Origin of the sequence: Mycobacterium vicinigordonae (assembly GCF_013466425.1) — a bacterium.
GTDB classification, from domain to species: Bacteria; Actinomycetota; Actinomycetes; order Mycobacteriales; family Mycobacteriaceae; genus Mycobacterium; species Mycobacterium vicinigordonae.
The window spans coordinates 2,703,146-2,727,339 of the sequence record NZ_CP059165.1; the positions used below are offsets into that span (position 1 = coordinate 2,703,146).

General features: G+C 59.4%; 21 protein-coding genes and 1 pseudogene. 11 read left to right on the top strand and 11 right to left on the bottom strand.

Features of this window, described 5'->3' with window-relative positions; all coding sequences use genetic code 11:
* Positions 1–80 precede the first annotated feature (80 nt).
* From H0P51_RS12475 to lipL, 3 genes and pseudogenes are all read left to right on the top strand, one after another.
* Entirely contained in the window at positions 81–1,349 is a 1,269-nt protein-coding gene (locus tag H0P51_RS12475; protein WP_180918352.1) for a hypothetical protein, read from the top strand.
* A gap of 60 nt (positions 1,350–1,409) precedes the next feature.
* A pseudogene (gene meaB / locus H0P51_RS12480) lies at positions 1,410–2,386 on the top strand (methylmalonyl Co-A mutase-associated GTPase MeaB).
* 52 nt (positions 2,387–2,438) lie between these two features.
* On the top strand, positions 2,439–3,725 hold the full coding sequence (gene lipL, locus H0P51_RS12485) for an esterase/beta-lactamase LipL (protein WP_180918353.1): 1,287 nt from the start codon (positions 2,439–2,441) through the stop codon (positions 3,723–3,725).
* A gap of 4 nt (positions 3,726–3,729) precedes the next feature.
* On the opposite strand, the gene H0P51_RS12490 is transcribed toward lipL, so the two are convergent.
* On the bottom strand, positions 3,730–3,948 hold the full coding sequence (locus tag H0P51_RS12490) for a dodecin (RefSeq protein WP_180918354.1): 219 nt from the start codon (positions 3,946–3,948) through the stop codon (positions 3,730–3,732).
* A gap of 48 nt (positions 3,949–3,996) precedes the next feature.
* Entirely contained in the window at positions 3,997–5,013 is a 1,017-nt protein-coding gene (gene rfbG, locus H0P51_RS12495; protein ID WP_180918355.1) for a CDP-glucose 4,6-dehydratase, read from the bottom strand.
* A gap of 267 nt (positions 5,014–5,280) precedes the next feature.
* Between rfbG and H0P51_RS12500 the strand changes: the two genes are divergently transcribed.
* The 4 genes from H0P51_RS12500 to H0P51_RS12515 are packed head-to-tail and all read left to right on the top strand — an operon-like array spanning position 5,281 to position 10,736.
* Positions 5,281–6,552 (top strand): nucleotide sugar dehydrogenase, encoded by a 1,272-nt coding sequence (locus H0P51_RS12500; RefSeq protein WP_246398588.1) that lies wholly within the window; start codon positions 5,281–5,283, stop codon positions 6,550–6,552.
* The gene (locus tag H0P51_RS12505) at positions 6,549–7,568 is read left to right on the top strand and encodes an NAD-dependent epimerase/dehydratase family protein (protein WP_180918356.1); all 1,020 of its coding nucleotides are present in this window, start codon (positions 6,549–6,551) and stop codon (positions 7,566–7,568) included. The genes H0P51_RS12500 and H0P51_RS12505 overlap by 4 nt, the downstream gene beginning before the upstream one ends.
* A gap of 29 nt (positions 7,569–7,597) precedes the next feature.
* Positions 7,598–9,079, top strand: a complete 1,482-nt coding sequence (locus H0P51_RS12510; protein ID WP_180918357.1) for a glycosyltransferase — start codon at positions 7,598–7,600, stop codon at positions 9,077–9,079.
* A gap of 49 nt (positions 9,080–9,128) precedes the next feature.
* Positions 9,129–10,736, top strand: a complete 1,608-nt coding sequence (locus H0P51_RS12515; RefSeq protein ID WP_180918358.1) for a hypothetical protein — start codon at positions 9,129–9,131, stop codon at positions 10,734–10,736.
* Positions 10,737–10,936: 200 nt separating this feature from the next.
* Here H0P51_RS12515 and H0P51_RS12520 read toward each other — a convergent pair whose 3' ends face one another.
* From H0P51_RS12520 to H0P51_RS12540, 5 genes are all read right to left on the bottom strand, one after another.
* Positions 10,937–11,668, bottom strand: a complete 732-nt coding sequence (locus H0P51_RS12520) for an FkbM family methyltransferase (protein ID WP_246398591.1) — start codon at positions 11,666–11,668, stop codon at positions 10,937–10,939.
* A 40-nt stretch (positions 11,669–11,708) separates the two neighbouring features.
* Positions 11,709–12,677, bottom strand: coding sequence for a GDP-L-fucose synthase family protein (locus tag H0P51_RS12525; RefSeq protein ID WP_180918360.1), 969 nt, complete (start codon positions 12,675–12,677; stop codon positions 11,709–11,711).
* A complete protein-coding gene (gene gmd, locus H0P51_RS12530; RefSeq protein WP_180918361.1) occupies positions 12,674–13,696 on the bottom strand; it encodes a GDP-mannose 4,6-dehydratase in 1,023 nt (340 codons plus the stop codon). Before gmd ends, H0P51_RS12525 begins: the two co-directional genes overlap by 4 nt.
* A gap of 458 nt (positions 13,697–14,154) precedes the next feature.
* Positions 14,155–14,586: a class I SAM-dependent methyltransferase gene (locus H0P51_RS12535; RefSeq protein ID WP_180918362.1), complete on the bottom strand. Its 432-nt coding sequence runs from the start codon at positions 14,584–14,586 to the stop codon at positions 14,155–14,157.
* A gap of 720 nt (positions 14,587–15,306) precedes the next feature.
* Positions 15,307–16,041 (bottom strand): glycosyltransferase family 2 protein, encoded by a 735-nt coding sequence (locus H0P51_RS12540; protein WP_180918926.1) that lies wholly within the window; start codon positions 16,039–16,041, stop codon positions 15,307–15,309.
* Positions 16,042–16,292: 251 nt separating this feature from the next.
* Between H0P51_RS12540 and H0P51_RS12545 the strand changes: the two genes are divergently transcribed.
* Positions 16,293–17,114, top strand: coding sequence for a glycosyltransferase family protein (locus H0P51_RS12545; RefSeq protein WP_246398596.1), 822 nt, complete (start codon positions 16,293–16,295; stop codon positions 17,112–17,114).
* 210 nt (positions 17,115–17,324) lie between these two features.
* Here the strand turns inward: H0P51_RS12545 and H0P51_RS12550 are convergent, their stop codons facing one another.
* From H0P51_RS12550 to H0P51_RS12560, 3 genes are read right to left on the bottom strand one after another with little or no spacing between them, the layout of a single operon-like run.
* A complete protein-coding gene (locus H0P51_RS12550; RefSeq protein WP_180918363.1) occupies positions 17,325–18,116 on the bottom strand; it encodes an ABC transporter permease in 792 nt (263 codons plus the stop codon).
* Entirely contained in the window at positions 18,113–18,856 is a 744-nt protein-coding gene (locus tag H0P51_RS12555) for an ABC transporter permease (protein WP_180918364.1), read from the bottom strand. Before H0P51_RS12555 ends, H0P51_RS12550 begins: the two co-directional genes overlap by 4 nt.
* On the bottom strand, positions 18,853–19,800 hold the full coding sequence (locus H0P51_RS12560) for an ATP-binding cassette domain-containing protein (RefSeq protein ID WP_180918365.1): 948 nt from the start codon (positions 19,798–19,800) through the stop codon (positions 18,853–18,855). Before H0P51_RS12560 ends, H0P51_RS12555 begins: the two co-directional genes overlap by 4 nt.
* A gap of 195 nt (positions 19,801–19,995) precedes the next feature.
* Between H0P51_RS12560 and H0P51_RS12565 the strand changes: the two genes are divergently transcribed.
* The 3 genes from H0P51_RS12565 (at position 19,996) to H0P51_RS12575 (ending at position 22,816) form a co-directional block, all read left to right on the top strand.
* A complete protein-coding gene (locus H0P51_RS12565; RefSeq protein WP_180918366.1) occupies positions 19,996–20,658 on the top strand; it encodes a class I SAM-dependent methyltransferase in 663 nt (220 codons plus the stop codon).
* A 34-nt stretch (positions 20,659–20,692) separates the two neighbouring features.
* Positions 20,693–21,928 carry a glycosyltransferase gene (locus H0P51_RS12570; RefSeq protein WP_180918367.1) on the top strand — a complete coding sequence of 412 codons (1,236 nt, stop codon included), beginning with the start codon at positions 20,693–20,695 and terminating at the stop codon, positions 21,926–21,928.
* 93 nt (positions 21,929–22,021) lie between these two features.
* A complete protein-coding gene (locus tag H0P51_RS12575) occupies positions 22,022–22,816 on the top strand; it encodes a glycosyltransferase family protein (RefSeq protein ID WP_180918368.1) in 795 nt (264 codons plus the stop codon).
* An 18-nt stretch (positions 22,817–22,834) separates the two neighbouring features.
* On the opposite strand, the gene H0P51_RS12580 is transcribed toward H0P51_RS12575, so the two are convergent.
* Positions 22,835–23,809, bottom strand: coding sequence for a hypothetical protein (locus tag H0P51_RS12580; protein WP_180918369.1), 975 nt, complete (start codon positions 23,807–23,809; stop codon positions 22,835–22,837).
* Positions 23,810–24,194 lie beyond the last annotated feature (385 nt).

Sequence of the window (24,194 nt, forward strand, 5' to 3'; positions counted from 1 at the left end):
CCCGCGAGTGCAACCAGGCTGCGACGAGCGCGTCGATTCTCGACGGTGCGGTGACGTCGGTGGTTCGGAAGGCGGGTTGAGTGGGTACCGACGAACTCGCCGAGAATGCGTCGGAAAGCGCACAACTCGACCGCAAAGGCGCGCGGTGTTACGTCTTTTTGGCTGGCTGGGTGATTTTCTGGGCGGTGGTACATTTATTTATCGTGTTGGCTGTTTTCTCCAACACTGTCATGTTGTTGTCGTACTATGCCGTCAGCTACCGAAATGGCTTCGTCCGCCGTGGACTTGCGGGTGAACTTTTAAGAGTGTTCCCTGAATCAGATTATTTTGGGGCCGCGTACGCGATCTTGTGGGTTTCGACAATAGTCTGGCTGATCGCACTCGGCGTTTTAATGTGGCTGGTTCTTTCGCCTAACATCCGCTCTGAGCGACGAGTATTACTAGCACTATTGATCCCAGTACTTCCATTCTCCTATTCATACGCGATCTATAACTCACACCCCGAGATATTGGGGATGAGTGCCCTGCTGGCTTTCAGCATCGCAATCTGGAAGGCGCGAACGAGTCGGGTTCGCGTCATCGCGAGTTCGCTCTACGGAATCGCCATAGCCGTTTTATCTTTCATACACGAGGCGATTCCGTTAGAGTTCACGCTGGGCACGGTCCTGGCGATTATTGTTTTGCCAAAGGGTGCGACAGACTCCGAGCGGCGCCGCTGCTTTTCGTTGGCAGCGCTGCCCGGGCTGGCCGCCGTCGGTACCATTGTTTTGCTGGGGCGCCGCGACATCTCCGCGCAGTTGTGTACGCAAGTCCCGCACGGCATGGTGGACGATCCGCGCGGCACGGTACCCAACACGTCGCATAAGGCGTTTGGCTGTATCTTCGGGCAATTTCAGGGCCAATCGGACCTTCACGATTGGGTGTGCAGCAAGATAATTTTTTTCTTCGACCTCGACACGTTTTCTATGGCCCGCGTGGTAGCTTCTTTCGGGATCCCGCGCCTCTTCGCTTCTTTCGTGCTAGGCGTGGTGTTTTTTGTTGCAACACTGTCGGTGCTGCGATTGGTTTGCGGAGCGCCGGCTCGGCCTTTCTTTCGTGCGGTTGGCGAGCATAAAGCGATCGCCGCGCTGGCGGCAGTACTAGTGATTCCATTATTTGTGACCGCCCTAGACTGGACCCGCTGGTGGACCATGATGGCGCTCGATGTGGGCATCGCCTATATCCTCTACTCGCTGGACAAACCAGAGATCGAGCAACGGCCGCCGAAGAGGACCGTGCTGGTGTCGATAGCGATTATCATGGTGCTGGCCGTCATCCCCTTTGGAGACGTCAACAATGTCGGGGGATAAATTGTGAGTTTCGCGGAAAACGAACGAGCGGGCAAGAAAACGACACCGCGCGACGCACCGATGGCTGAGCTGGCCAACGCGATCCGCGGCGGCGACCGCGCCGCGCTGCCGCGGGCCATCACCCTATTGGAATCAACCCGCGCCGACCACCGGGAGCGGGCGCAGCAGCTGCTCCTGGAACTATTGCCCGATTCCGGAAACGCCCACCGGGTGGGTATCACCGGCGTGCCGGGAGTGGGGAAGTCCACCAGCATCGAGGCCCTGGGTATGCATCTGATCGAGCAGGGGCACCGGGTGGCGGTGCTGGCCGTCGACCCGTCCTCGACCCGCACCGGCGGCTCGATTTTGGGCGACAAGACGCGCATGGCGCGGCTAGCCACACACCCCGACGCATACATCCGGCCATCTCCGACGTCAGGGACTCTAGGGGGCGTAGCAAAGGCCACCCGAGAAACAGTGGTGCTGTTGGAGGCGGCGGGATTTGACGTAATCCTGATCGAGACGGTGGGAGTCGGGCAGTCCGAGGTGTCGGTGGCCAACATGGTCGACACGTTCGTGCTGTTGACTTTGGCGCGTACCGGGGATCAGTTGCAGGGCATCAAGAAGGGGGTCCTGGAGCTAGCCGACATCGTGGTGGTCAACAAGGCCGATGGTGCGCACCTCAAGGACGCGAAGATGGCCGCCAGGGAGTTGTCGGGAGCGCTTCGGTTGATCTATCCACGTGAAACACTATGGCGCCCACCCGTTTTGACGATGAGCGCGGCCGAGGGCACCGGATTGACAGATCTGTGGGAGACCGTCGAGAAGCACCGCAAGGTGCTCACTGAGGCCGGCCAGTTCGAGGCGCGCAGGCGCGATCAACAGGTGGAGTGGACCTGGCAGATGGTGCGCGACGCGGTGCTGGACCGGGTGATGTCGAACCCCGAGGTGCGCAAGGTCCGCCGGGACGTCGAGCGTCAGGTGCGCGAGGGTGAGCTGACCCCGGCACTAGCCGCCCAGCAAATACTTGAGATAGCGACGACCTAACAGATCGGTAAATATGTCCGAATTTGCCGGTGAGCACTTAGACCATTGAAGTAAATTCGATCTGTGACGGTAGACATCGGAGTCGATCGCCGCGCTGTTCCTCCCCACTACGCCCCTGACGCAGGGCATGGTGTGTTCGGCGCCGCGGACTCGCAATTTGGTTGCGTCGTTCGTTTGTTTTCTAGCATGTTCCCTGGTCACCGCTTCGGCGGTGGGGCATTGGCCGTGTATCTCGACGGACAACCCGTCGTCGACGTCTGGAAGGGCTGGGCGGACCGGGCCGGAGAAGTGCCATGGGCGGAGAACACCGCTCCGATGGTGTTCTCGGCGACCAAGGGCATGGCCGCGACGGTGATCCATCGCCTGGCCGACCGCGGTCTAATCGACTACGACGCGCCGGTTGCCGAGTACTGGCACGCCTTCGGGGCCAACGGCAAGGCGTCCATGACCGTCCGCGAAGTAATGAAGCACACCGCGGGCCTATCGGGCCTGCGCGGCGCCGACCAGGTGACCGTGCTCAACCACGTCGCAATGGAAGAGCGGCTGGCGGCGGCCTCGCCGGGTCGTCTGCTGGGTAAGCCCGCCTATCACGCGCTGACCTTCGGCTGGCTGATGTCCGGGCTGGCGCGGGCGGTCACCGGCAAGGACATGCGCATCCTGTTTCGCGAGGAACTCGCCGAGCCGCTGAACTCCGACGGCTTCCACCTGGGCCGGCCGCCGACCGAGTCGCCCACCAAGGCCGCCGAGATCATCATGCCGCAGGACATCGCCGCCAATCGGCTGTTCACTTTCGCGGTGCAGAAGGTCGCCAACAATTTCTCCGGCGGCTACCGCTCGATGTATTTCCCAGGCGTGATCGCCGCGGTGCAGGGCGACAACGCCATGCTGGACGCCGAGATTCCGGCGGCCAACGGCGTGGTGACGGCGCGCGCGCTGGCACGGATGTACGGTGCGATCGCCAACGGTGGGGAGGTGGAGGGCACCCGATTCCTGTCGCGTCGGCTGGTCGCGGGTCTGACCGGTGAACGGGTCATGCAGCGCGACCACAACATCTTCATGCCGATGGCGTTCCACCTGGGCTACCATGCGCTGCCCTTCGGCAATGTGATGCCGGGGTTCGGGCACGTGGGTCTGGGCGGTTCGGTCGGGTGGAGTGACCCTGAGACCGGATTGGCCATCGGGGTGGTGCACAACCGGCTGCTGACGCCGCTGGTGCTAACCGATCACGCCGCGTTCGTGGGGCTGTACAAGCTGGCTCGCCAAGCCGCGGCCAAGGCCCGCAAGCGGGGGTATCGGCCGGTGCACGGGCTGGGGGCGCCCTACTCCGAGCCGGGTGCGGTGGCGGGCTAGCTCCCTAGCGATACGAATCTTCTAGGCGGAAGCCAACTTTCATGGTGACCTGATAGTGGGCTACGGCGCCCTCTACCAGGTCACCGCGGACGGACTGAACTTCGAACCAGTCCAGGTTGCGCATGGTGTTCGCCGCGCGGGCGAGGCCACTCTTGATCGCTTCGTCGACACCGTCGGGTGAGGTCCCGACGATCTCGATCACGCGGTAGGTGTGATTGCTCATCGTGTCCCCTCGACTTGCTGATATCGCGACCCTATACGCGAGTGCGGGTCAATCGAGGTTTCCGAATGCGGCGATTTGCTCTTGAGTTACCACCAGCGGATCGGCGCCGTCGTGCACGCGTCGTTCCCAGTCGATGGTCCAGGTGATGGCTTCGCGGAAGCCGAGCCGATTGCGCCAGCCAAGTTCTTTCTGCGCCTTGGTGGCGTCGAGGGCGAGCAGGTTCGCCTCGTGCGGGTGATCGCCGGGCTGGTTTTCCCAGCGGGCGCCACCGCCCCACAGTTCGGCCGCCAGGGTGGCAACCTGACCGACTTCGACGAAGCTGTCGCGGCCTGGCCCGATGTTCCACTGGCCCGCACCAGAGCCGGCCAGCAGCGCGTCAGCGATGCTGAGATAGCCGCTAAGGCAGTCCAGCACATGTTGCCACGGGCGCACCGCGTGGGGGAAGCGCAGCAGGGGAGGCCTGCCACTTGCGAAGGCGCGCACCAGATCTGGCATCAGCCGCTCGGGGCTGACGTCGCCGCCGCCGATGACGTTGCCGCCACGGGCGATCGCGGTGGGGCAGCCGGGATAGCTGCGGACCCACGACTGGGTAAGCAGGTCAGCCATCGCCTTGGAGGCGCTGTAGGGGTCGTCACCGCCCAGGGGGTCGGTTTCGACGTAGCCGGCCTCCTGGTTGATGTTGCGGTAGACCTTGTCGGTGGTGATGACCGCGTGCGCGCGCACCGAGGGGGTCTTGCTGACAGCTTCGAGGACGTTGAGGGTACCCATCGCGTTGGTCTCGTAGGTATATCGTGGCTCGCGATAGGACTCCCGGACCTGCGACTGAGCGGCCATGTGCACGACGACGTCAGGTGAGATCTCCTCCACAGCGGCAGCGGTAGCCGGGGCGTCGCGGATGTCGACGCGCAGGTCGTTGATTAGTTCTTCGTCCAACCGGGCCGTCTCGAACAGGCTTCCCTCGGGGGGATCGAGGGCCAGGCCGGAGACTTGGTGGCCGCGGCTGAGCAGCAGCAGGATGAGCCAGGGGCCTTTGAAGCCGGTATGGCCGGTGATCAGGTAGTGCATGGTCGCCTCGGCCCTCTGGTCGCAAACCTGGAAATGGGATCTCCTCGTGTGCAGAGTCGTGAAAGCACATAGTAGTGGTGGCCTCTCGGCCAACAACATGCGATACGCATGGAAAGTCTCGCGTTCCCGTACCTGCGGTATGAATTGTGAAAGCCGCATGTGGACGGCAAAAAGCTCGTACCCTCGTTCCATCGGATTCTCGACTTTGCCGTCGAGGGCCAGGGTTGCGTCGTCGGATTCTTGGATAAAGCCGGGAAATGAGGGGTGGTGGCGGTCCGCGTGGCAAATCAGCCGCAGAAGCGAATCTGCATTATCGGGGGTGCCGGTCACGTCGGCCTACCACTGGCACTGGTGTTGGCGGACGAAGGCTACTGTGTCGACATCCTGGACACCAATGCCGTCGCATTGAAGACCATCATGGCCGGCAAGATGCCGTTCATCGAGAACGGTGCCGAGGAACTCCTCAAACGTTTGCTGCCAACCGGGCGTATTTCAGCTAGTACAGACTCATGGATTGTAAGGAACGCGGACATTGTCATCTGCGTCGTGGGCACTCCCGTCGATGAGTTCCTGACTCCGCAGGCGCATACGTTCTTTCGCATTATCAACGAAATCAGCCCTTACTTTCACGATGAGCAAACTCTGGTTCTCAGAAGCACGGTCTACCCGGGGCTCACCCAGCGTGTCCAAGATCTGTTCTACGAGCGCGGGATTGGGGTTCACGTCACTTTCTGCCCAGAACGCATCGCTCAAGGCCATTCGATTCGGGAGTTGCGGATCATTCCGCAGATAATCAGCGGATTTGACGCTGAGGGTTTACGGGTAGTTCGCGAGTTGTTCTCGCACATCACCCCCGAAATCATCGAGGTAGAGCCGCAGGAAGCAGAGCTGGCCAAGTTGTTCTGCAACAGCTACCGCTACATTCAATTCGCGGTAGCCAATCAATTCTATCTGCTCAGTCGTGAGGCAGGTGTCGACTACAGCCGCGTTCATCACGCAGCAACGTACAAGAATGGTCGGGTCGACAGCCTTCCACGTGCCGGGCTGGCCGCGGGTCCGTGTCTTCTCAAGGACACAATGCAGCTGGCCGCGTTCAGCAATAACAACTTCATGCTCGGGCACTCGGCGATGCTTATCAACGAAGGTCAGCCGCAGTTCATCGTCAACATGCTCAAACAGCGTGTTGATTTGCGGGACAAGGTTGTTGGCATCTTGGGCATGACGTTCAAGGCCGACTGCGACGATACCCGTGACTCGCTTAGCTTCAAGCTCAGGCATCTTCTTCTGCTCGAAGCCAAAGAGGTCATCCGGCACGACCCGTTCTTGGCGGGCCCGGACTATTACCCGCTGGACACAGTTATAGATCGCGCCGATGTCATCGTTGTGGGCGTCCCTCACTCGGCGTATCGGGGCCTGCGCGTCCCAGCGGGCAAGGTCGTCGAGGATGTTTGGGGGTGCCTTGACGCCGACTGCGCTGCGGCAGACGCAGTTAGACAGCCCGAATTGCTCCAGCTCGAGGTGGAGGCAGCAGCTCGGTGAAGGTTCTCGTAACGGGCAGTGCGGGATTCATCAACGGTTACGTGGTCGACGAGTTGCTTCGGGCCGGCCACGAAGTTGTCGGAATTGACAACTATTCGAAGTACGGACCAGTCAAGAAGTCCTACGATGATCACCCGAACTATCACTTTGTCGAAGGTGACGTCAAAGACGTCGACTTGATGTTCCAACTTGTCGAGGGCTGCGAGCAGATGGTCGCCAGCGCTGCGCGCATCGGCGGCATCACGTACTTCCACGAGTACGCCTACGACCTGCTCGCCGAGAACGAGCGCATCGCGGCGGCGCATTTCGACGCTGCCATCTACGCCCACCAAAAAGGGTGGCTAAAGAAGATCAACGTAATTAGTTCCTCGATGGTGTTCGAGAATGCAACTATTTTCCCGACACCTGAGAAGCACATCACCGAATGTCCGCCCCCAACAAGTACTTACGGTTTTCAGAAGCTGGCGTGTGAGTACTTTGCTCATGGTGCGTACGAGCAATATGGGCTGCCATACACCATCATTCGCCCCTTCAACTGCGTTGGCACAGGCGAACAGCGGGCGCTAGGGGGCCGTGAAATCCCTAGTGGGAACGTCAAACTCGCGATGAGTCATGTGGTCCCGGACTTGATCCAGAAAGTGGCCAAAGGCCAAGACCCGTTACATATACTCGGCGACGGCACCCAAGTTCGTCATTACACTTACGGCGGAGATCTGGCCCGTGGCATCCGGACCTGCATGGAGCACCCGGCGGCACTGAACGGGGATTTCAACCTTTCCACGCCGGAAGCGACGACGGTGTTGGAACTGGCGGAAGTGATTTGGCGCAAGATGCGGCCGGACACGCCGTTCCGCTATGAAAGCGATCCGCCTTTCGAGCACGATGTCCAGCTCCGCTCGCCCGATGTCGAGAAGGCAGCGGAAATGCTGGGGTTCTCCGCAACGACGCGACTCGATGCCATGCTTGACGAGGTCATACCGTGGGTCACCAACGCGGTTGAGGCAGGCTCGATATAACGTGCACGGTTGGTACTCTTAGGGGCGCCATGCGTATCGCGGGTGATATCGATCTCCAGCAGCTGTACCGCAATCGATTCGGCCATGACGCCGACTCGCGATCTGCAATATGGAGAGTATTGGTCCAAGACTTCTTTCAGGCATGGGTCAGACGCAGCGACACCGTACTTGACCTAGGTTGTGGTTACGGCGAGTTTCTTAACCACATAACCGCGGCTCGACGTATCGGGGTCGATCTGAACCCGGATACTGCCAAAATGGTGAACAGCGGGGTCGAGTTTCATCACAGTCGAGCCGACAAGCTTGACTTCCTTTCTGAGGATTCGGTTGACGTCGTTTTCAGCAGCAATCTGTTAGAGCATCTGCAAACCAAGGAGGAAGTGGAACGCACCATCGCCGAAGTGCGGCGAGTGTTGAAACCGGGCGGCCACTTCATCGCGCTAGGTCCCAATATTCGCTTTCTACCCGGCGAATATTGGGACTATTGGGACCATACTGTACCTATCAGTGATCGCTCCTTGAGTGAGCTACTACAAATTAACCAATTCGAAGTGCTGGAAAACTACGAACGTTTTCTTCCGTACTCGATGTACTCACCGTTGCCGAAGTCGCCGTTTCTGGTCCAGCTGTACCTGCGCTCACGATCAGCCTGGCCGCTAATTGGGAAGCAGTTCTTGATCCGTGCCCGGAAGATGGCAACTCTCCCAGACCAGCAAGAGCAGCTCATCAGTGTGGTCATCCCGGTGTACAACGAGGGCGAGAACATTCAAGTCTGCATCAGGCGGCTTAACGAGGCACTATCCGGCACACCGCACGAACTGATTATCTGCTACGACTTCGACGAAGACACCACGCTGCCCGCAATCGAGGCGATGGCCGACCGGCCTTCCACCGTCCGTTTGGTTAGAAACTCGCTGGGCAAGGGGGTGGCCAATGCGTTGATTGCCGGTTTTGCCGCTGCCGCGGGCGACGTCGTCGTCACCAGCATGGCAGATTTGTCGGACCCGCCCGCAGTTATTCCTTTGATGGCAGCGAAGATTCGCGACGAAGGTGCCGACGTTGTCAGTGGATCACGGTATATGCGTGGCGGCTCCCAGCAAGGGGGGCCGCGGTTGAAGACCCTGATGTCGAGAACGGCCGGGCTAAGTCTGCACTACGTAGGGCGCCTACCCACCCGCGACGCAACGACCAACTTCCGTGGATATAGTCGCCGATTTCTGCAAGACGTAGCAGTGGAGAGCGTCCGTGGCTTCGAGGTGGGCTTGGAGCTCACCACCAAAGCGCACCTTCTCGGTTATCGAGTAGATGAGGTTCCGAGCAGCTGGGTGGACCGGACTGCCGGCACCAGCAGGTTCGACCTCGCCGGATGGTTGCCTGCCTATCTGCATTGGTATGGGCTGGCCATGCGGCGGCCGTTGCTGCGTTGGACCGGTGGAGGGCTTGCCTCATTAGGGGTGCTAGGTCTATTGCGTCGGAAGCAAAGCGACAGTAGTCAAACTCGGAAGTTGTGACGCAATTCGTTGCCAGCGCAGAGTACACAACTCTGGGAAAGAGTAGTCAATGGCTGAGCAAGATGATCAACAACACTCGCCGATAGATGCGAATACCCGCACTGCGGATTCTGTCTTGAATGCTAGTTGCGATGCTACAACGAGCTCGGCCGAGTCTTTATCCGAGTCGCCGCCACATCCAAAAGTTTCATTCGGACTGCTGGCAGCGGTTGCATGCGTGGTGCTCGGTGCAAAGCTTCTAGTAATCTCGGTACTCGGTTCTCCATCACCGCTTTTAGATCAATGGGACGGAGAGGGCGACAATTTATATGTTCCCTATTTGAGGGATGAGTTGACAATTTCGCACCTCTTTGCATCGCATAACGAACATCAAATTGTCCTCTTTCGTTTGCTGGCACTATTTCATTTAGAACTGGCAGGAGAATGGAACCCGCGTCTGGAGATGATTCTTGGCGCATTAATTCATGTCGTCGTAGTTACCTGGTTAGTAGCGCTGCTCATACCGCTAATCTCTCCGCAGCGCCGACTGCTTTCTGCCTGCTTTATCGCTTTCGTCTTTGCGCTACCAATCGGCTATGAAAACCTACTCTGGGGCTTCCAGGACCAGATCTATTTTTCGTTACTTTTCGGTCTCGCGACCATCGCCGCATTTGTCGTCGCAGAGCCTTTCTCTTTGCGGTGGTTTGGTGGTTTGACCGCTGCGGTACTGAGTTACTTCTCCTTTGCGACAGGGGTAGCCGCGATCCTCGTCGCCGGTGCCCTAATCAGCCTACAAATGGGAACCCGTGTCAGGAGGCGGCGTGGGCGCGAATATGCAGGACTTTTCGTGTTGGCGTTGATAGCTGGAATGATGATCCTGTGGACAATATCGCGCGCGAATTCAACGACCACCACTCCGTTGGCATTCATTATCGGATTTGTTGTACTCGCCGGCCCGACCATAGTGGGAACAATTGTCATCCAAATACCGGTTATCTGGTTTATTAAACACACGGTAGCAAGGCGCCCAGTAATCTCTGACCCGGCTTGGGTAGCAATTGGAATTGCTGGATGGGTTTTACTACAGCTCGTATTGATCGCCTACGGGCGCGGGACTGTTTTTGGTGTCCGGTACTTAGATATACTCTTACCGATGTATCCAGTAGCGCTTGTAGCTGTATTCACATATGCCGATGCGACACGCGGTATGCAATTTGAAAAATATACCAGACGCGCCAGTGTCGCTTGGGTTTTTGGGATAGTAACGGCTGTCGCATTATTGGGCTACTTCGCTTCGATTCTCCAGTCGATCGACTGGTCTAGGTCGGCAAACCAGCAGATGTCAAAAGTGCAAGCATATCTTCACACCGGAGACCGCAACGATCTCAGGCCAAAAGTCGGCGGCGGCAACACCGTGGATGTCTCTTTTCCCAATGCTCAGAAACTGGCATCAATTCTTGACAAGCGCGATATCAGGGCCATCCTGCCGCCCCAACTCCGTCCTGCCGACGCAGACATCGGTCAGGCTCGAAACCGCATGTGGCTTCGCGGTAGGTTTGCCAGTTCCACCGCAGCGACAATGCACGTCGTCCTCTCCATTGGCCCGGCATTTCTAGCAGTAGGTGTGGGTCTGTTCTTTGCGATTGGCGCAAGACGGAAAGCTTTCGCGGCAGACTAACCGCGAGGAGCGCGACGAGATCTCAGATTAGCGGTAAAGATATCCGCGCTGAACCAGTCGCTGCCGGCTTCAGCATTTGCCGTCAGACCCGAGACAGCGACGCGGCGAAGACCTCTACACCCTCATCTCGGATGAGCGTGTCCAGATTCTCAGTTTGGTATATCTGCGATCGGTAACCGTGTTGTCTTGAACAGGCTCGATCAGTTGACTTCCCGGAAAAAAATTCCGTCAGCTTGGAGCATTCTTCCGTTCCGCATATCGGTGAAGCAGGGCCGCAAGCCTGTTGGGGTGAAACCCAGCGAGGCGGCGATATCCAGGGCCTCGCGTATGAGTGTCCCTCCTTCGTACAAGGGTAGGAAGGAAAGTTCAAGTTGTATTCCGGCACAATAGTTTTGAATTGTTTCACCGCCGCCGGCGAGAACTTCTTTTTCAAACCCTTGGACGTCGATCTTTAGGAACGCGACATCAGACGGCTGTAGGATATCAGCAGCCACTGAATCGAGGCGCCTTACGGGAACTTCTTCGGTGCCAACATAATTGGCCGGAGGATAGGCTTCCTGATGACTCTTGAGCATCGGTAGCACCGAACTACTTTCACCCGCGTTGCCCGCGACGTTGATGGAAATGGTTCCGTCGGAATCGCCCAGTGCGCTGCGATGGCATTCCCATCGCGGATCGGTTGACGCCCTGCGCTCCAAGATGGCGTAAGGCCCAGATAGCGGTTCGAACGAGACAATGCGGCCTTGGAAGCCCGCTGCACGCAAATCGCTCGCGTATTGCCCGGAGTTTGCACCAATGTCAAGAATTACAGTTACCCGGTGGGATTCGAGTTGGCGCATAAAATTGCGCTCAAAGTCCCAGTCGGGGCGGTAGCGGGATAACTCGATACCACTGCGGCGCAATAGGTTACGAGCGCGGTGTGAGAATTTCACTGCGCCACAGTAACACGCAAAACCGCTGTGTACGGCTGCTTCATTGCCGCACTGTGTTTGCGTTCTCACGGTACCAAGCCACCGTGGCCTCGATTCCGTCACGAAGTGAGATTCCAGGTCTCCAACCGGCCTGCTGAAGTACTGAAACATCCAGTAGCTTGCGTGGCGTTCCATCGGGTTTGCTTTTGTCCCAGCGGGTTTCACCGCTGTAGCCAACAGCCGCGGCGACCAGCTCGGCGATCTCGCTGATCGTGTGGTCGACACCAGTGCCAACGTTGACCTGTTGCGGTCCATCGAAGTGTTCCAGCAGGTAGAGACACGCACTCGCCAGATCATCGACATGTAGTAGCTCGCGGCGCGGAGTTCCGGTGCCCCAGTTGGTTACTTCCGGCTTGCCACTCGCCTTCGCGTCCTCGTATCTGCGGATTAGCGCCGGAAGCAGATGTGAGCCGGATGGAGAGAAATTATCGCCAGGGCCATAGAGGTTGGTGGGCATCGCCGAAATCCACGGCAGACCGTGCTGGCGTCGTATTGCCTGCACCTGCAGAATGCCGGCGATTTTTGCAATCGCATAGGCATCATTCGTTGGTTCCAGAGGTCCGGTGAGGAGGGCGCTTTCTGGGATGGGCTGTGGGCTGAACTTGGGATAGATGCATGAGGAGCCGAGGAATAGCAAGCGCGGGACGTGCGCCGACACGGCGGCGTCGAGCAAATTTACCTGGATCTGCAGGTTTTCGGAGAGAAAATCAGCGGGACGCGTGCTGTTGGCCATGATGCCGCCGACCCTGGCCGCCGCATCAATGACGACACTTGGTCTCGATTCGCGGATGAAGTCGAACGTCGCGGCCCTGTCGGTCAAATCGACTTCGCTGCGGGACTTAAGGATCAGGTTGGTGAAGCCCTCGCTGGTGAATTGGCGCACCAGGGCAGACCCGACCAGTCCGCGGTGGCCAGCGATGTAGACCGGGACGGCGCGGTCGAGTTTGCCGACCGCAGTGTTCGCACTCATGTCAGGCCTGAGGGCACTGGTTTGTCTATCCACGGTTTGCCCTCGCACTCGAGCGCGGCAATGTCGGCGTCGACCATGATTCGTGCAAGCTCGCCCGTGTGCACGGAAGCTCGCCACCCAAGGGCGTCGGCTGCTTTGGACGCGTCACCGATCAGAGAATCGACTTCGGTGGGCCGCAAATAGCGCTCGTCAAACTTGACATGCTCCTGCCAGTCGAGTCCGGCATGCTCGAATGCCGTCTGGGCAAACTCTTGCACGGTGTATCCGCGCCCGGTCGCGAGTACGTAGTCATCGGGCTCCGAAGCCTGCAGCATCCGCCACATGCCTTCGACGTATTCAGGCGCGTAACCCCAATCGCGGACCGCGTCGAGGTTGCCCATGTAGACGTCGGATTGGATCCCTGCTTTGATGCGGGCTACCGCTCGCGTAATCTTCCGAGTCACGAATGTCTCACCGCGACGGGGTGATTCGTGATTAAACAAGATGCCATTGACTGCGAACAGCCCATAAGCCTCGCGATAGTTACGTGTCACCCAGTACGAGTAAACTTTTGCGGCGCCGTAGGGGGATCGCGGATAGAACGGTGTCAGCTCGTTCTGAGGCGGGGGCGACGCACCGAACATCTCGGATGAAGATGCCTGGTAGAACCGGCACTGAACCCGGGAAAGGCGAACGGCCTCTAGCAAACGCATAGATCCCGTACCCGTGGTGTCGCCGGTATGAACGGGTTCGTCAAAGCTGACTCGCACATGCGATTGCGCCGCAAGGTTGTAGACCTCGTCGGGTTCGATCGTGCTCAGCAAGGTCACTAGGCGGGTTCCGTCAATCAAGTCGCCGTAGTGCAGGAACAGGCGTGCACCCGATTCGTGGGGGTCGACGTACAGGTGGTCGATACGCGACGTGTTGAACGTCGAAGCCCTACGGATCAGCCCATGTACCTCGTAGCCCTTGCTCAGCAGAAGTTCGGCGAGATATGAACCATCCTGTCCCGTGATTCCGGTGATCAGGGCTCGTTTCATCGGATTCCTACGCGTCCCATGGTAACCGTCCTGCTCCTTGCGTTGGTGTACCTGGCGTGCCCCCATAGTTGCTTCATACTAGATGTCGACTGGCAAGCAACCGGGTAATACTGGGGCTCAGGCCGCCGCGTCGGTGCCGCTTCGATAGGGATCGAATCTGCGCTGCGGTGGCTTGCTACTCGACGAGCTCCGCAGCGATCATTGGCTGGCCCCTTTGGAGTCGAACGGTCTGGACCGGTCCCGGCTTCCTGAAGCACGTTCGAGTCCAACCGTTGCCGCCGACGGGATGGGGATGTCAATTCCAACGCTGCATTTTCTTTGTTGGCAGTAATCACTTTCTGATGCCACATTCGACGATCGTAGTGTGACTTGGCAGTGTGCGATCTGGCGCTGGTTCGCACGGTCGCCTTGCGGATACAAAAATGTTAACGAGTTTTGACTTGTGACGAAGTGTTATATCAATTTTCAGAATTGGCACTCAACTCGATGACGACAGAGTCCATACCTGCGCGGATTAATGCGCTGGGAAATGCGGCTCGCGCTGCGCTCGTAATCGCATCGAGTTCAGGGAAGCCGGCAAGACCCGAGCCGAAGAGGCGGAGATCGTCGATCACTACCGTCGTTCCTGCTGGCGTTACGGTTGCGAGGCGGCCCAGTGTCGACTCCGCTGGCTCCATTTCAGCCCCTTCTGCGGTGCCAGGGCCGGAGAAATGCCCATCAAGAAATACTAGTGGAGGTGCCGGGCAGCTCGCGATAATCTTCGGGATTTCGACGAGCGAGTCGCCGTGGATAATGTTGATGTTGGGGTTTTGTGCGAACTTCCGCTCGGCGGCAGCATATAGCTCATCGTGCAGTTCGACCGAGAACACCTGATCCACGTGCGGGGCCATGAACGCAGTCGTTGCGCCCTTATATGTACCGGCTTCGACGAAGATTCGATGCCCACGTGACTGCAGCACATGAAGAAGATGGCGGTGCTTTGCAGCCGCTGGTGGCGAGACGAGGTGTTCGCCTCGAAGCCACGCGTACACGGCTGCGCGGCGGGTGGGCTCCAACGACTTCGATCTACCGCCGGCGTGCAACGCGACTCCCGCTAGGTGACGCCTAATGAATGCCATAGCTGCTGACCATAGCTGCGACTACCACTCGGCAACACAGGTTTAACCAAAAACCGCTGGTGAAATGATGTCGCCTGCGGGGGCGCCAAGGGCGGCATCTCGTGGCAGTGGGCTAGCAGGCGCGTACTTGCGCCTCGGATACGAAGGACGCGAGTAACCACCTTTGTCCAAGACGCCAACGGCGCAGCACGGAGCGAGATCGGACACCGCGCTCTCGCAACACTCCTGCGTCCGTCGACCTGATTTGGTGTCGGGATGCCGAACTGACATTGACGCCATGTTGGGGCTCAGTCCGCTTGAAGGGGCGTTCACGAATACGACGCCAGTGAATGACGTGCTGGCTCGGGCGCCAGCGCATCAGGCCTCAGAATAGTGATGCGTTCCAGGCGCTGCCTCGTAATCACCTGAAGAGGTTCTTGCGCTGAAATGAATTCGGAGATTGCGTTAAGAACTCCTAAGACACATTCGTCTAATCTTTCGAATGTTGATATATCAACGTTTGCTCAATGCTCCTATTTTCTTTGGTGTCTTAAAGCCCGCTATCTTTCGATTGAAGAGCTCTAAGGCCGATGCCTTGAGATACAGCGGTAGGCGCTTTTCCATCTCTCTGTCTCGACCGTTACTGAGTCCGGAAACGTCGTTGAAGTTTGCGACTACTATGTCCATGTATTGGATGTCTAGCGCTGGATTTGAGAAACAACGGATATTGAAATCCCAGTCCGCCCAGAGCGGGTATCGCAAATTGTAGGGGCCGATACCAGCAAAAAGCTCTCGGCGATAGAACATCGACTGATGACAAATGTTCTTCTCGAACAGCAGACGGTCGAGGTCGAACCGACCGGCATAGCGAGATGATGTCGACCGCATCAACACATCGCCGTACACCAGGTTGCTAGTCTGGTGTGCGTCGATGAACGCAGCGACTTTCGCCAAAGTCGCATCCTCGTACAAGGTGTCGTCGCCGCCGAGGAAGTACACCCACGCTCCGGTGGACTTGTCGACGCCACGGTTCATAGCGTCGTAAACGCCTTTATCGGGATCACTTTGAATCACCAGCCTATGTGCCAAGCGGGCGCGGAAGCTTTCCGCGATCTCGACGGTGCTGTCAGTCGATCCGCCATCCACTATGAGTAGTTCGTAGTCGCTGTAGGTCTGCCGAGCGACGCTCTCGACGGTGGCATGCAAACTCGACGCCACGTTGTAGGTAGGGACGATTATTGAAAACATGGGCTCGGGCACGGCGCGATGCTAGCAGTGGGCCTCCATCTCAGCCGGTGATTGACGATCGAGATCCTAAACTCCTAGCCCAGGGTGCGAAACGCGCTGCCGCCCAGGCTGTGCGGTCCGCGAACTTGGACTGCAACTAAGGATTTCCCGCCGCCAAGACGCAGACCTGGCGGCTTGAACTCGAACCAGACATATCGACGATTCATCAATGCTCGGCGTCGCTCAGAACCGCCTCGGGCGAACCGCTACCAATGTACGGTTACTTCGTGTCGTTACTAGTCGCAGTGCCGGTCTTCGGCCAACACGAGTACACACACGCCCTTGTCGCCGATTTGGAGCGTGAGGGTGCGGACTATCTCATCATCGACAACCGAGGTGACTACCCAAAGATCGGCAACGAACGGGTGAGCATACCGGGGGAGAATCTCGGCTGGGCCAAAGGAAGCGATCTCGGTTTTCGAATTGCGTTCTCCGAGGGCTACTCCCACGCCATGACGCTTAACAACGACACCCGCGTTTCCAAGGGATTCGTCGCCGGTCTGCTCGATCCCGGCCTGCCAGACGATGCGGGAATCGTCGGCCCGATGATTGACCAGGGGTTTCCTTGCGCCATACCTGATCAGCAGCCCGAGGCCGCGAATTATGTCCCGCGGCAACAATTTCGGGCAGTGCCGGCAGTCGAGGGAACGGCGCTGATGATGTCGCGGGAATGTTGGGACGCCCTCGACGGAATGGATCTCGACAGCTTTGGCCGCTACGGGTGGGGGATCGACCTTGATCTAGCGTTGCGCGCGCGAAATGCTGGATTTGGCGTTTACGTAACCGAAATGGCTTATATCAATCACTTCGGTGGCAAGACTGCAAAGGCCAATTTCGGAAGCTGGCGATACGAGTGGAACGCCAACTTCGCGTTGGTGCGCGGGTTGGGACGTGTCCACGGCCGCAAGTGGCGCGACGAATTTCCCGGAGCGCTGATGGGCGAGGGGCCATCTGGATGGCGTGCAAAGGCCATGCTTACAGCGGCGATGGCGGGGGAGACAGCTGCCCTGGTGGATCGCCGGCGCGGGCTGTAGCGGCCTCAATCTTGGGAATGTGTAACCAACCTCCGCGGCTTTGACCTTCTCTCATTGAGTTTTCGCGTCCTAGGACGAGGACCCTGCAGCGGGGAACTCCGGCTACCCCCGACCGGCGCGGCGCGATCTCAGGTGGCCAAGTTCTCCCTGGATCAGGTCGACTTCGAACGGCTTTGATGCCTTGAGCTGGATACTGCGCAAGGCTCCAGCTCAAGCGCTGCACTCGGCCGCGACGCGGTAGCCTCGCACTGCAAGTGGAATGAACAGTGCGATCAGCGCCACTGCCCAAGCCACAGTCAGCCCCAACGGCAACAGGACAGGCCCCTCATGCGCCAGTGCGCGCATGACTTCGATCGGTGGCGACATGGGCTGTACCCGAACCACCGGCTGTATCCAATGCGGAAAGAGTGCGACCGGAGTGGTTCCTGAACTGATGAAGACCAGCGCGGTGATTGCCGCCGCCAGATAGGTGACAATCGCACGTCCGTTGCTGCGTACTGCCAAGGTCATTACCAATGCCGTGAATCCCACTACGACAAGCGGTGGGATGAGGATGTAAGCAATCGCGGTGTGCCACCCATGCGCGAAACGCAGACCCATGCCTGTTCCGACAATCGTGATGAGGATAGTTCCCAACAGAGCACGCGCAGCTTCAGCGATCAGCCGTCCTCCGATCGCGCTCGCTCGGTGCACCGGCAACACCCACATGCGACTCAGCAATCCGGACGAACGCTCCATGGGGATACCGACGGCACCACCCAGAGCCCCGAACATGCCAGCCAGCACCGCGCACATCGGCACCAAGCCGTAGATGCTGTCTACGCCGGTCACCTTATGGATCTGCTCGCCAAGTACTGCTTTGTATACCACCAGGAGGCAGATAGGGAGGATAACAGTGGCGAGCACCGCAGCCGGTTCACGCCGCCACCGGATCATGATGCGACCGGCGTGCAGCCAGCTATGCCTCAGCAGTGCACTTAGCGTGCCGGCATTGAAGTTCATCGGCTGCGCCTCTGCAACCGCAGCGTGGTTGCGCCGAAAACCACGAACATCCCGAAACACCACCACAAGGCCGCCTTTGCATGATCGACGGGTATGTGCCCGCTCGCTAAACCGCGCAGGGTTTCGGCAGTCCGCGAAACGGGTTGGTTGCGTACAAAGGGCCGCGCCCATTCAGGAAAAGTCTTCTCAGGCGCGACGCCCGTGGAGAGCAAGACCAGCACCAACTGTGGGACCAGCAAGATCTGGCTTGTCGTTTCGATGTTGCCGCCGCTGGACCCCAGCGCGTCCGCGCCGAGCGACACTGCCAGGCAAAGCCCCAACGCAAGCCCGACGAAGGCCAGTCCGTAGGTAAGTCCGCCGGCCATCCGGAATCCGAACGCGTACCCGGCAGTCATGGTTGCCAGCAACGCGATCGATGCCCGTACCAGCGTGGCGGTGACACGCGCGCTCACTGGTGAGAAAGCGGCGATCGGCAACGTCCGCAGTCGCGTACCAAGCCCGAACACGCGATCACGACCCGCACGATCGGCGGTAAGCGCTGCAGCCATGATCATCGATTGGACCACCACCGCCGGCAACACATACTGGGGATAGGTCATCTGGCCGGTATCGATGAGGCCATGGGTCGCCATGGTCAATCCGACCAGGCTCACGATCGGTACGAAAATCTCGAAGATGATTCCGGAATCGCGCAACGTGTTTCGAAGCGAGCGTTCGGTAAGGGCAACGAGTGCAGTCATGATTGCGCAACGGTTGGGTTGGTGAGGTGCAAAAACGCCTCGTCGAGCGAGGGCTTCCGCAGCGAGATATCCGCGATTTCGATTCCGATCGTATCGATCCGCCGGAACACCTCGCCCAGCGTGGCCACGCCATCGCGGGCAAGCACGGAGACCGAGTTGTTGTCGGCGTCGAGGTCGATGCCGTCGAGGCCGGCCAATGCCTCCGCAACCAACGGTAGATGCGCGGGATTGGCAGGCGTGACCTCGCAATAACTGGTGCCAACTTTGCGCTTGAGTTCGGCCGCGGTGCCGCTGGCTATCACCTGACCGTGGTCAAACACAACGAGCGAATCACTCAGCACATCGGCCTCTTCGAGGTACTGGGTGGTGAGAAGCACGGTCACATCCTGTTCGGCAAGCGAACTGACAATGCTCCACACATCGCGTCGACTTCGCGGGTCGAGCCCGGTGGTGGGTTCGTCGAGAAAAAGAACTTTGGGCTGCACGACGAGAGCGCTGGCGAGGTCGACACGGCGCCACATGCCCCCGGAAAACGTTGATACCCGGCGGTCGGCCGCTGCGACCAGGTCGAACTGTCCGATCAACTCGTCGGCGCGGGCCTTGGCCTGCTTGCGGCCGAGTCCACGCATCCGCCCGAACAGGACCAGGTTTTCCCGGGTGGTCAGCATCGGGTCCACGGCAGTGAACTGCCCGGTGATGCCGATCTGGGAGCGCACTTTGGCCGACTGGCGGACAACGTCGTATCCGGCGACCATTGCGCGCCCCGAACTGGGGCGCATGAGCGTGCACAGGATGTTGAGGGTGGTCGTCTTGCCGGCACCGTTATGGCCGAGAATGGTGCATACGGACCCCGCCGGAACCGCGAAATCTACGCCGCGCAACGCAGGCGTGCCTCCCGGGAATGTCTTAGTGAGGCCAGTGACCTCGACCGCAAGTTGGCCCACGGGGGGAGTATTTCATGTCCTATCGCCGCACGCTGGATTTTGGAACGATCGTTCAGATTTTGCAGTACAAACGGGGTCCAGCATCGTGATTCGCGAGTAGAGGGACCGCTGCGCTCACCGATTCCCTGGAATCAGCCTGTGGCCTGCGCTTCGGCTGATAGTCTGGCGGCCGTCTTAGCAAGCGAACGGACCGAGATGACCTCCCTGCCACACTTTTTCACCGAAGATCGTCCGCGACTAGAGCGCCGCACCAACTGGCGGCGCACCGCGCGGCGGGCGCAGGCCACGCTCATACCGTGGTCGCCCCGGGTGCTGGGAAAGAGGCTGGAAAGTCAGGCCGCCATGCTCGGCGGTCTTGTCAGCCGCGGTGAGACGGTCCTCGACGTCGGATGCGAAACCGGGCATCTGTGCATGTACCTCGCCGATATGTACGGCGTGACCGCTACCGGGATCGACGTCCATGACGCACGCACCATTCCGATCGACTTCCAGGTATTCGATGGCAGGTCAATCCCATTCGAGGACAACAGCTTCGACTCCGTCGTTCTGAGTTTTGTGCTGCACCACTGCAACGACCCGATGGCATTGATCAAGGAATGTCGCCGGGTGGCTCGACGGACCATTATCGCGTTCGAAGATCTCCCTGAAACACGGGTCGAGAAGATGATGACCAAGGTTCACATCGGCCTCTTCAAGCTGGCCTACCGACTGGAGCCGGCCGGCGATTATCGGACAGCCCTCGAATGGCTCGGTGACAACTCCACCGAGATGGTCGAGACCCCGTTGCCGCTGGATTGGTTCGACGTCTTGTACCGAGTTCCGCACGTGATGCTCACTTACCAACTGGGCAAGGACTGAAGGAAATCGAGCGCGAGAAGGCTAACGCGTCCCGATGAAATTCGCCCTAGCCAGCTGCGGGACCCGCGGTGACGTCGAGCCCTGTGCTGCTGTGGGACTCGAGCTGCTGAACCGGGGGCACGAAGTTGTGATGGCGGCGCCGCCGGACCAAGTCGGCTTTGTTCAGGGCATGGGACTGACCGCGGTGCCGATGGGCCCCGCCACCGGGGAGATTCCCGAGGTTTTCGTGACCCCGTGGACGATCAAGGATCCAATTAAGCCGGTTCGAGAAGCGCTCGACCACATCACTCAGCGGTGGGCCGAGGTCAGCGAAACGTTGAAGTCGTTGGCCGACGGGGCGGATTTGCTGCTGACCGGCGTCTCGTATCAGGAATCCGCCGCCAACGTCGCAGAGCACTACGGCATTCCTGTGGCCGCATGGCATCACGTGCCGATGCGGCCGAATGGGCATCTCATTTCCATCGTTCCGGCGACGCTGCTCCGATCGGCGATGAAGTTCAGCGACTGGGCACAATGGCGTGTGGTCAAACGCGCTGAGGACACTCAACGGGGCCAACTCGACTTACCCCGAGCCAAGGGCCCAGCATCAAGGCGAATGGCGGAACGCGGAGCGGTGGAGATGCAGGCCTACGATGCGCTGTGTTTTCCGGGCTTGGCGGCCGAATGGAGCGGGCAGCGGCCCTTTGTCGGAGCGTTGACCGCCGAACTGCCAACAGACCTCGATGACGACGTTTTGACGTGGATCGCTGCGGGAAAACCGCCGATCTACTTCGGGTTCGGCAGCATGCCGGTTAAATCCCCAGCCGACATGGTTCGCATGATCAGCGCGGCATGTGAGACGCTTGGTGAGCGGGCCTTGATCTGCTCCGGGGCAACTGATTTAGCGGATATTCCGGATTCCCGGCGGGTGAAGATCGTGCGCGGGTTCAGTCATGCAGCGGTGTTCCCGGCTTGCCGGGCAGTGGTCCACCACGGCGGTGCCGGTACTACCGCCGCGGGCATGCGCGCTGGCATTCCGACCCTGATCCTCTGGGTCGCATCCGATCAACCAATCTGGGCGGCGGTGGTCAAGCGGCTCAAAGTCGGTAGAGCGCGTCGATTCTCACGGACGACCGGCAAGTCACTGACCAAGGATCTGCGCCGCATACTTGCATCGCAGTACGACGACCGTGCCCGCGAGGTGGCCGCCCAGATGACGAAAGCCAGGGCCAGCGTCTGCAGTGCCGCCGATCTGTTGGAACATGCCGCGCAGAACAAGGGAATTCGTTGATCCGGCTGCGCAGCGACGGCTGCGTCGCTGCGCAAAAGTGGGGGCCGTTCTCCGGGAGCTCGTCCCAATGGTCGGCCCGACGGATACCGATCGATGTACGGTGACTACGTGTCGGTACTGATTACAATTCCGGTTTTCGGTCAGCACGAATACACCCACGCCCTAGTCCGTGACTTGGAGCGAGAAGGTGCCGATTACGTCATCGTCGACAACCGTGGTGACTATCCCAAGATCTGCAACGAGCGTGTCATTGCACCGGGTGTGAACCTGGGCTGGGCGGGCGGCAGCGAACACGGTTTTCGAATTGCGTTCGCCGAAGGCTATTCCCACGCAATGACCCTCAATAACGACACCCGCATCTCCAAGGGATTCGTTGCTGGACTCCTCGACCCACGGCTACCCGACGATGCCGGAATCGTCGGCCCGATGTTCGACCACGGATACCCATACGCGATGGACGACCTCAAGCCCGACGCCGCGAACTACCGCCCGCGACCGCAATACCGCGTAGTTCCCTCCGTGGAGGGCACGGCCCTGGTGGTGTCCCGCGAGTGCTGGAAAGAAACCGGTGGGATGAACCTGGTGGACTTCAAGCAATACGGGTGGGGCCCCGACCTCGATCTCGCCTACCGCGCCCGCAAGGCCGGATACGGGGTGTACACCACAGAAATGGCCTATATCAATCACTTTGGCCGCAAGACGGCAAACGCGCATTACGGTGCATGGCGGTACGAAATCTCGGCCAACATAGCCATGCTCCAAGGCCTGCGGCACTTGCACGGTGTCGGCGTTGCGCTAAACATCATGCGGCAGATCGGATTTGCCCATGACCGGAAATGGCACCGAGTAATCCCGTTGGCAGATTCGACAAGCCAGATGCAGGATTGATCCGGATGCTTCGGTCGATCAACAGAAAATCTCCGCGGAAAGGTCGAACTCGGCCAATGTGCGCTCTGTAACCTCGCGCAACGCGTCTTGGGACTTCTCCATGCCGTCAAGGTAGGCATTAACAGAGATAAACACTCTGCCGTGAATCCGGCCGGACACCACAAACAGTTGGCCCCGCATTCCATCCAAGACGCGCTTGGTGATGCCGGGTTCGATCAAGCGTCCGGACGCGTAGGCGGCATCGGTGCCGTCCGGGCGGTTCACCGCCGGATCGAAATCTCCAAGATTGGAGCAACCGATGGGCAGTTGTGCTGAGCCCATGCCGATTTGAGCAGCTCGGCGGGCAAGCCACTTCGGAGCAACCGATGTCAATGGCAAAGGGGCCAATACCTGATCGGAGGTCGCGGCCAGGTCCGCGAAGGCTTGCTTCGCCTTGATCCGAACATCACTGAGGTCGGACGCCAAATTGGTTGGATCGACTGACGCCACCGGCAATACCATTGCGTTCCCACGGGTATCGTCTGCTGTTCGATCGCTGATGGGCAAGGAAAGTGTGACCATGCCATTGCCGTCAACGCGTCCCAGCCGTACGCCTACCCTGCTGGCGAACCCCGCAAGCAGCGTATGGCTGTTTCCGCCAATAGCTCTTGCCCGCACATCCCAGTCATCGAGGCCAATGAACGCAGTGGCTGTCGGTACCACCACAGCCAGTTCGCGTCCGAGTTTGCGTGTCGAACGTGGTCCCGATCGCTTGAAGGACGCGGCGACCCCCATGCGCCGTTGCCGGGCCAAACGAATCGTCGCTCGCAACGCTCGGCCTAATTGCGGCGTCGATGCGATGAATTGCCGTCCATCCTCGGCGATAGCGCGACGACGCGAACGTGACCCGGGGCCGGGATATCCCAGGTCACGGGTCCTGCCGCTGGCCGCATCCGCGATGGCGCTGACGAAACCGAGTCCGTCGACGACGGTGTGCGAGGCCACCAGACTCACGGCGGTGCCGCCGTCGTACAGCGGCAGTGCACCAAGATGCCAACTCGGCCCGTCCTCCGGATCGATCGGTACGTATGCGCGCTCGCGGAACCAGTTGTGCACTTCGGCACGCGGGCGTGGTGTGTCAGTCATGGCGACGTGTTGCGGCCCTCGGCAATAAACCCATCTGTCTCGGGTGAAGGGCAGGGGAGAACGTTCAACTCGGCGTCCCAGCAACCCGTAGCCGAGATTCTCGTGAAATCGTCGCAGTCCAACCATGCTCATCGGCTTGTTGTAGATCCAATTGAACTGGCACAGAGCGCCATAGCCAAGCGCGCCCAGGCCCAGGAACGATGCCTGATCCATGTGTGCGAGACGATTATCCACTCTGTCCACGCTAGATTAA

Excerpts from the sequence above, each read along its gene's own strand:
- H0P51_RS12490 (WP_180918354.1), bottom strand. The coding sequence starts at position 3,948 with ATGAGCAATCACACCTACCGCGTGATCGAGATCGTCGGGACCTCACCC.
- H0P51_RS12570 (WP_180918367.1), top strand. The coding sequence starts at position 20,693 with ATGAAATTCGCCCTAGCCAGCTGCGGGACCCGCGGTGACGTCGAGCCC.
- H0P51_RS12515 (WP_180918358.1), top strand. The coding sequence starts at position 9,129 with ATGGCTGAGCAAGATGATCAACAACACTCGCCGATAGATGCGAATACC.
- H0P51_RS12555 (WP_180918364.1), bottom strand. The coding sequence starts at position 18,856 with ATGACTGCACTCGTTGCCCTTACCGAACGCTCGCTTCGAAACACGTTG.
- H0P51_RS12575 (WP_180918368.1), top strand. The coding sequence starts at position 22,022 with ATGTACGGTGACTACGTGTCGGTACTGATTACAATTCCGGTTTTCGGT.
- gmd (WP_180918361.1), bottom strand. The coding sequence starts at position 13,696 with ATGAAACGAGCCCTGATCACCGGAATCACGGGACAGGATGGTTCATAT.
- H0P51_RS12540 (WP_180918926.1), bottom strand. The coding sequence starts at position 16,041 with ATGTTTTCAATAATCGTCCCTACCTACAACGTGGCGTCGAGTTTGCAT.
- H0P51_RS12510 (WP_180918357.1), top strand. The coding sequence starts at position 7,598 with ATGCGTATCGCGGGTGATATCGATCTCCAGCAGCTGTACCGCAATCGA.
- H0P51_RS12565 (WP_180918366.1), top strand. The coding sequence starts at position 19,996 with ATGACCTCCCTGCCACACTTTTTCACCGAAGATCGTCCGCGACTAGAG.
- H0P51_RS12550 (WP_180918363.1), bottom strand. The coding sequence starts at position 18,116 with ATGAACTTCAATGCCGGCACGCTAAGTGCACTGCTGAGGCATAGCTGG.
- H0P51_RS12545 (WP_246398596.1), top strand. The coding sequence starts at position 16,293 with ATGTACGGTTACTTCGTGTCGTTACTAGTCGCAGTGCCGGTCTTCGGC.
- H0P51_RS12535 (WP_180918362.1), bottom strand. The coding sequence starts at position 14,586 with ATGGCCCCGCACGTGGATCAGGTGTTCTCGGTCGAACTGCACGATGAG.
- rfbG (WP_180918355.1), bottom strand. The coding sequence starts at position 5,013 with ATGCACTACCTGATCACCGGCCATACCGGCTTCAAAGGCCCCTGGCTC.
- H0P51_RS12525 (WP_180918360.1), bottom strand. The coding sequence starts at position 12,677 with ATGAGTGCGAACACTGCGGTCGGCAAACTCGACCGCGCCGTCCCGGTC.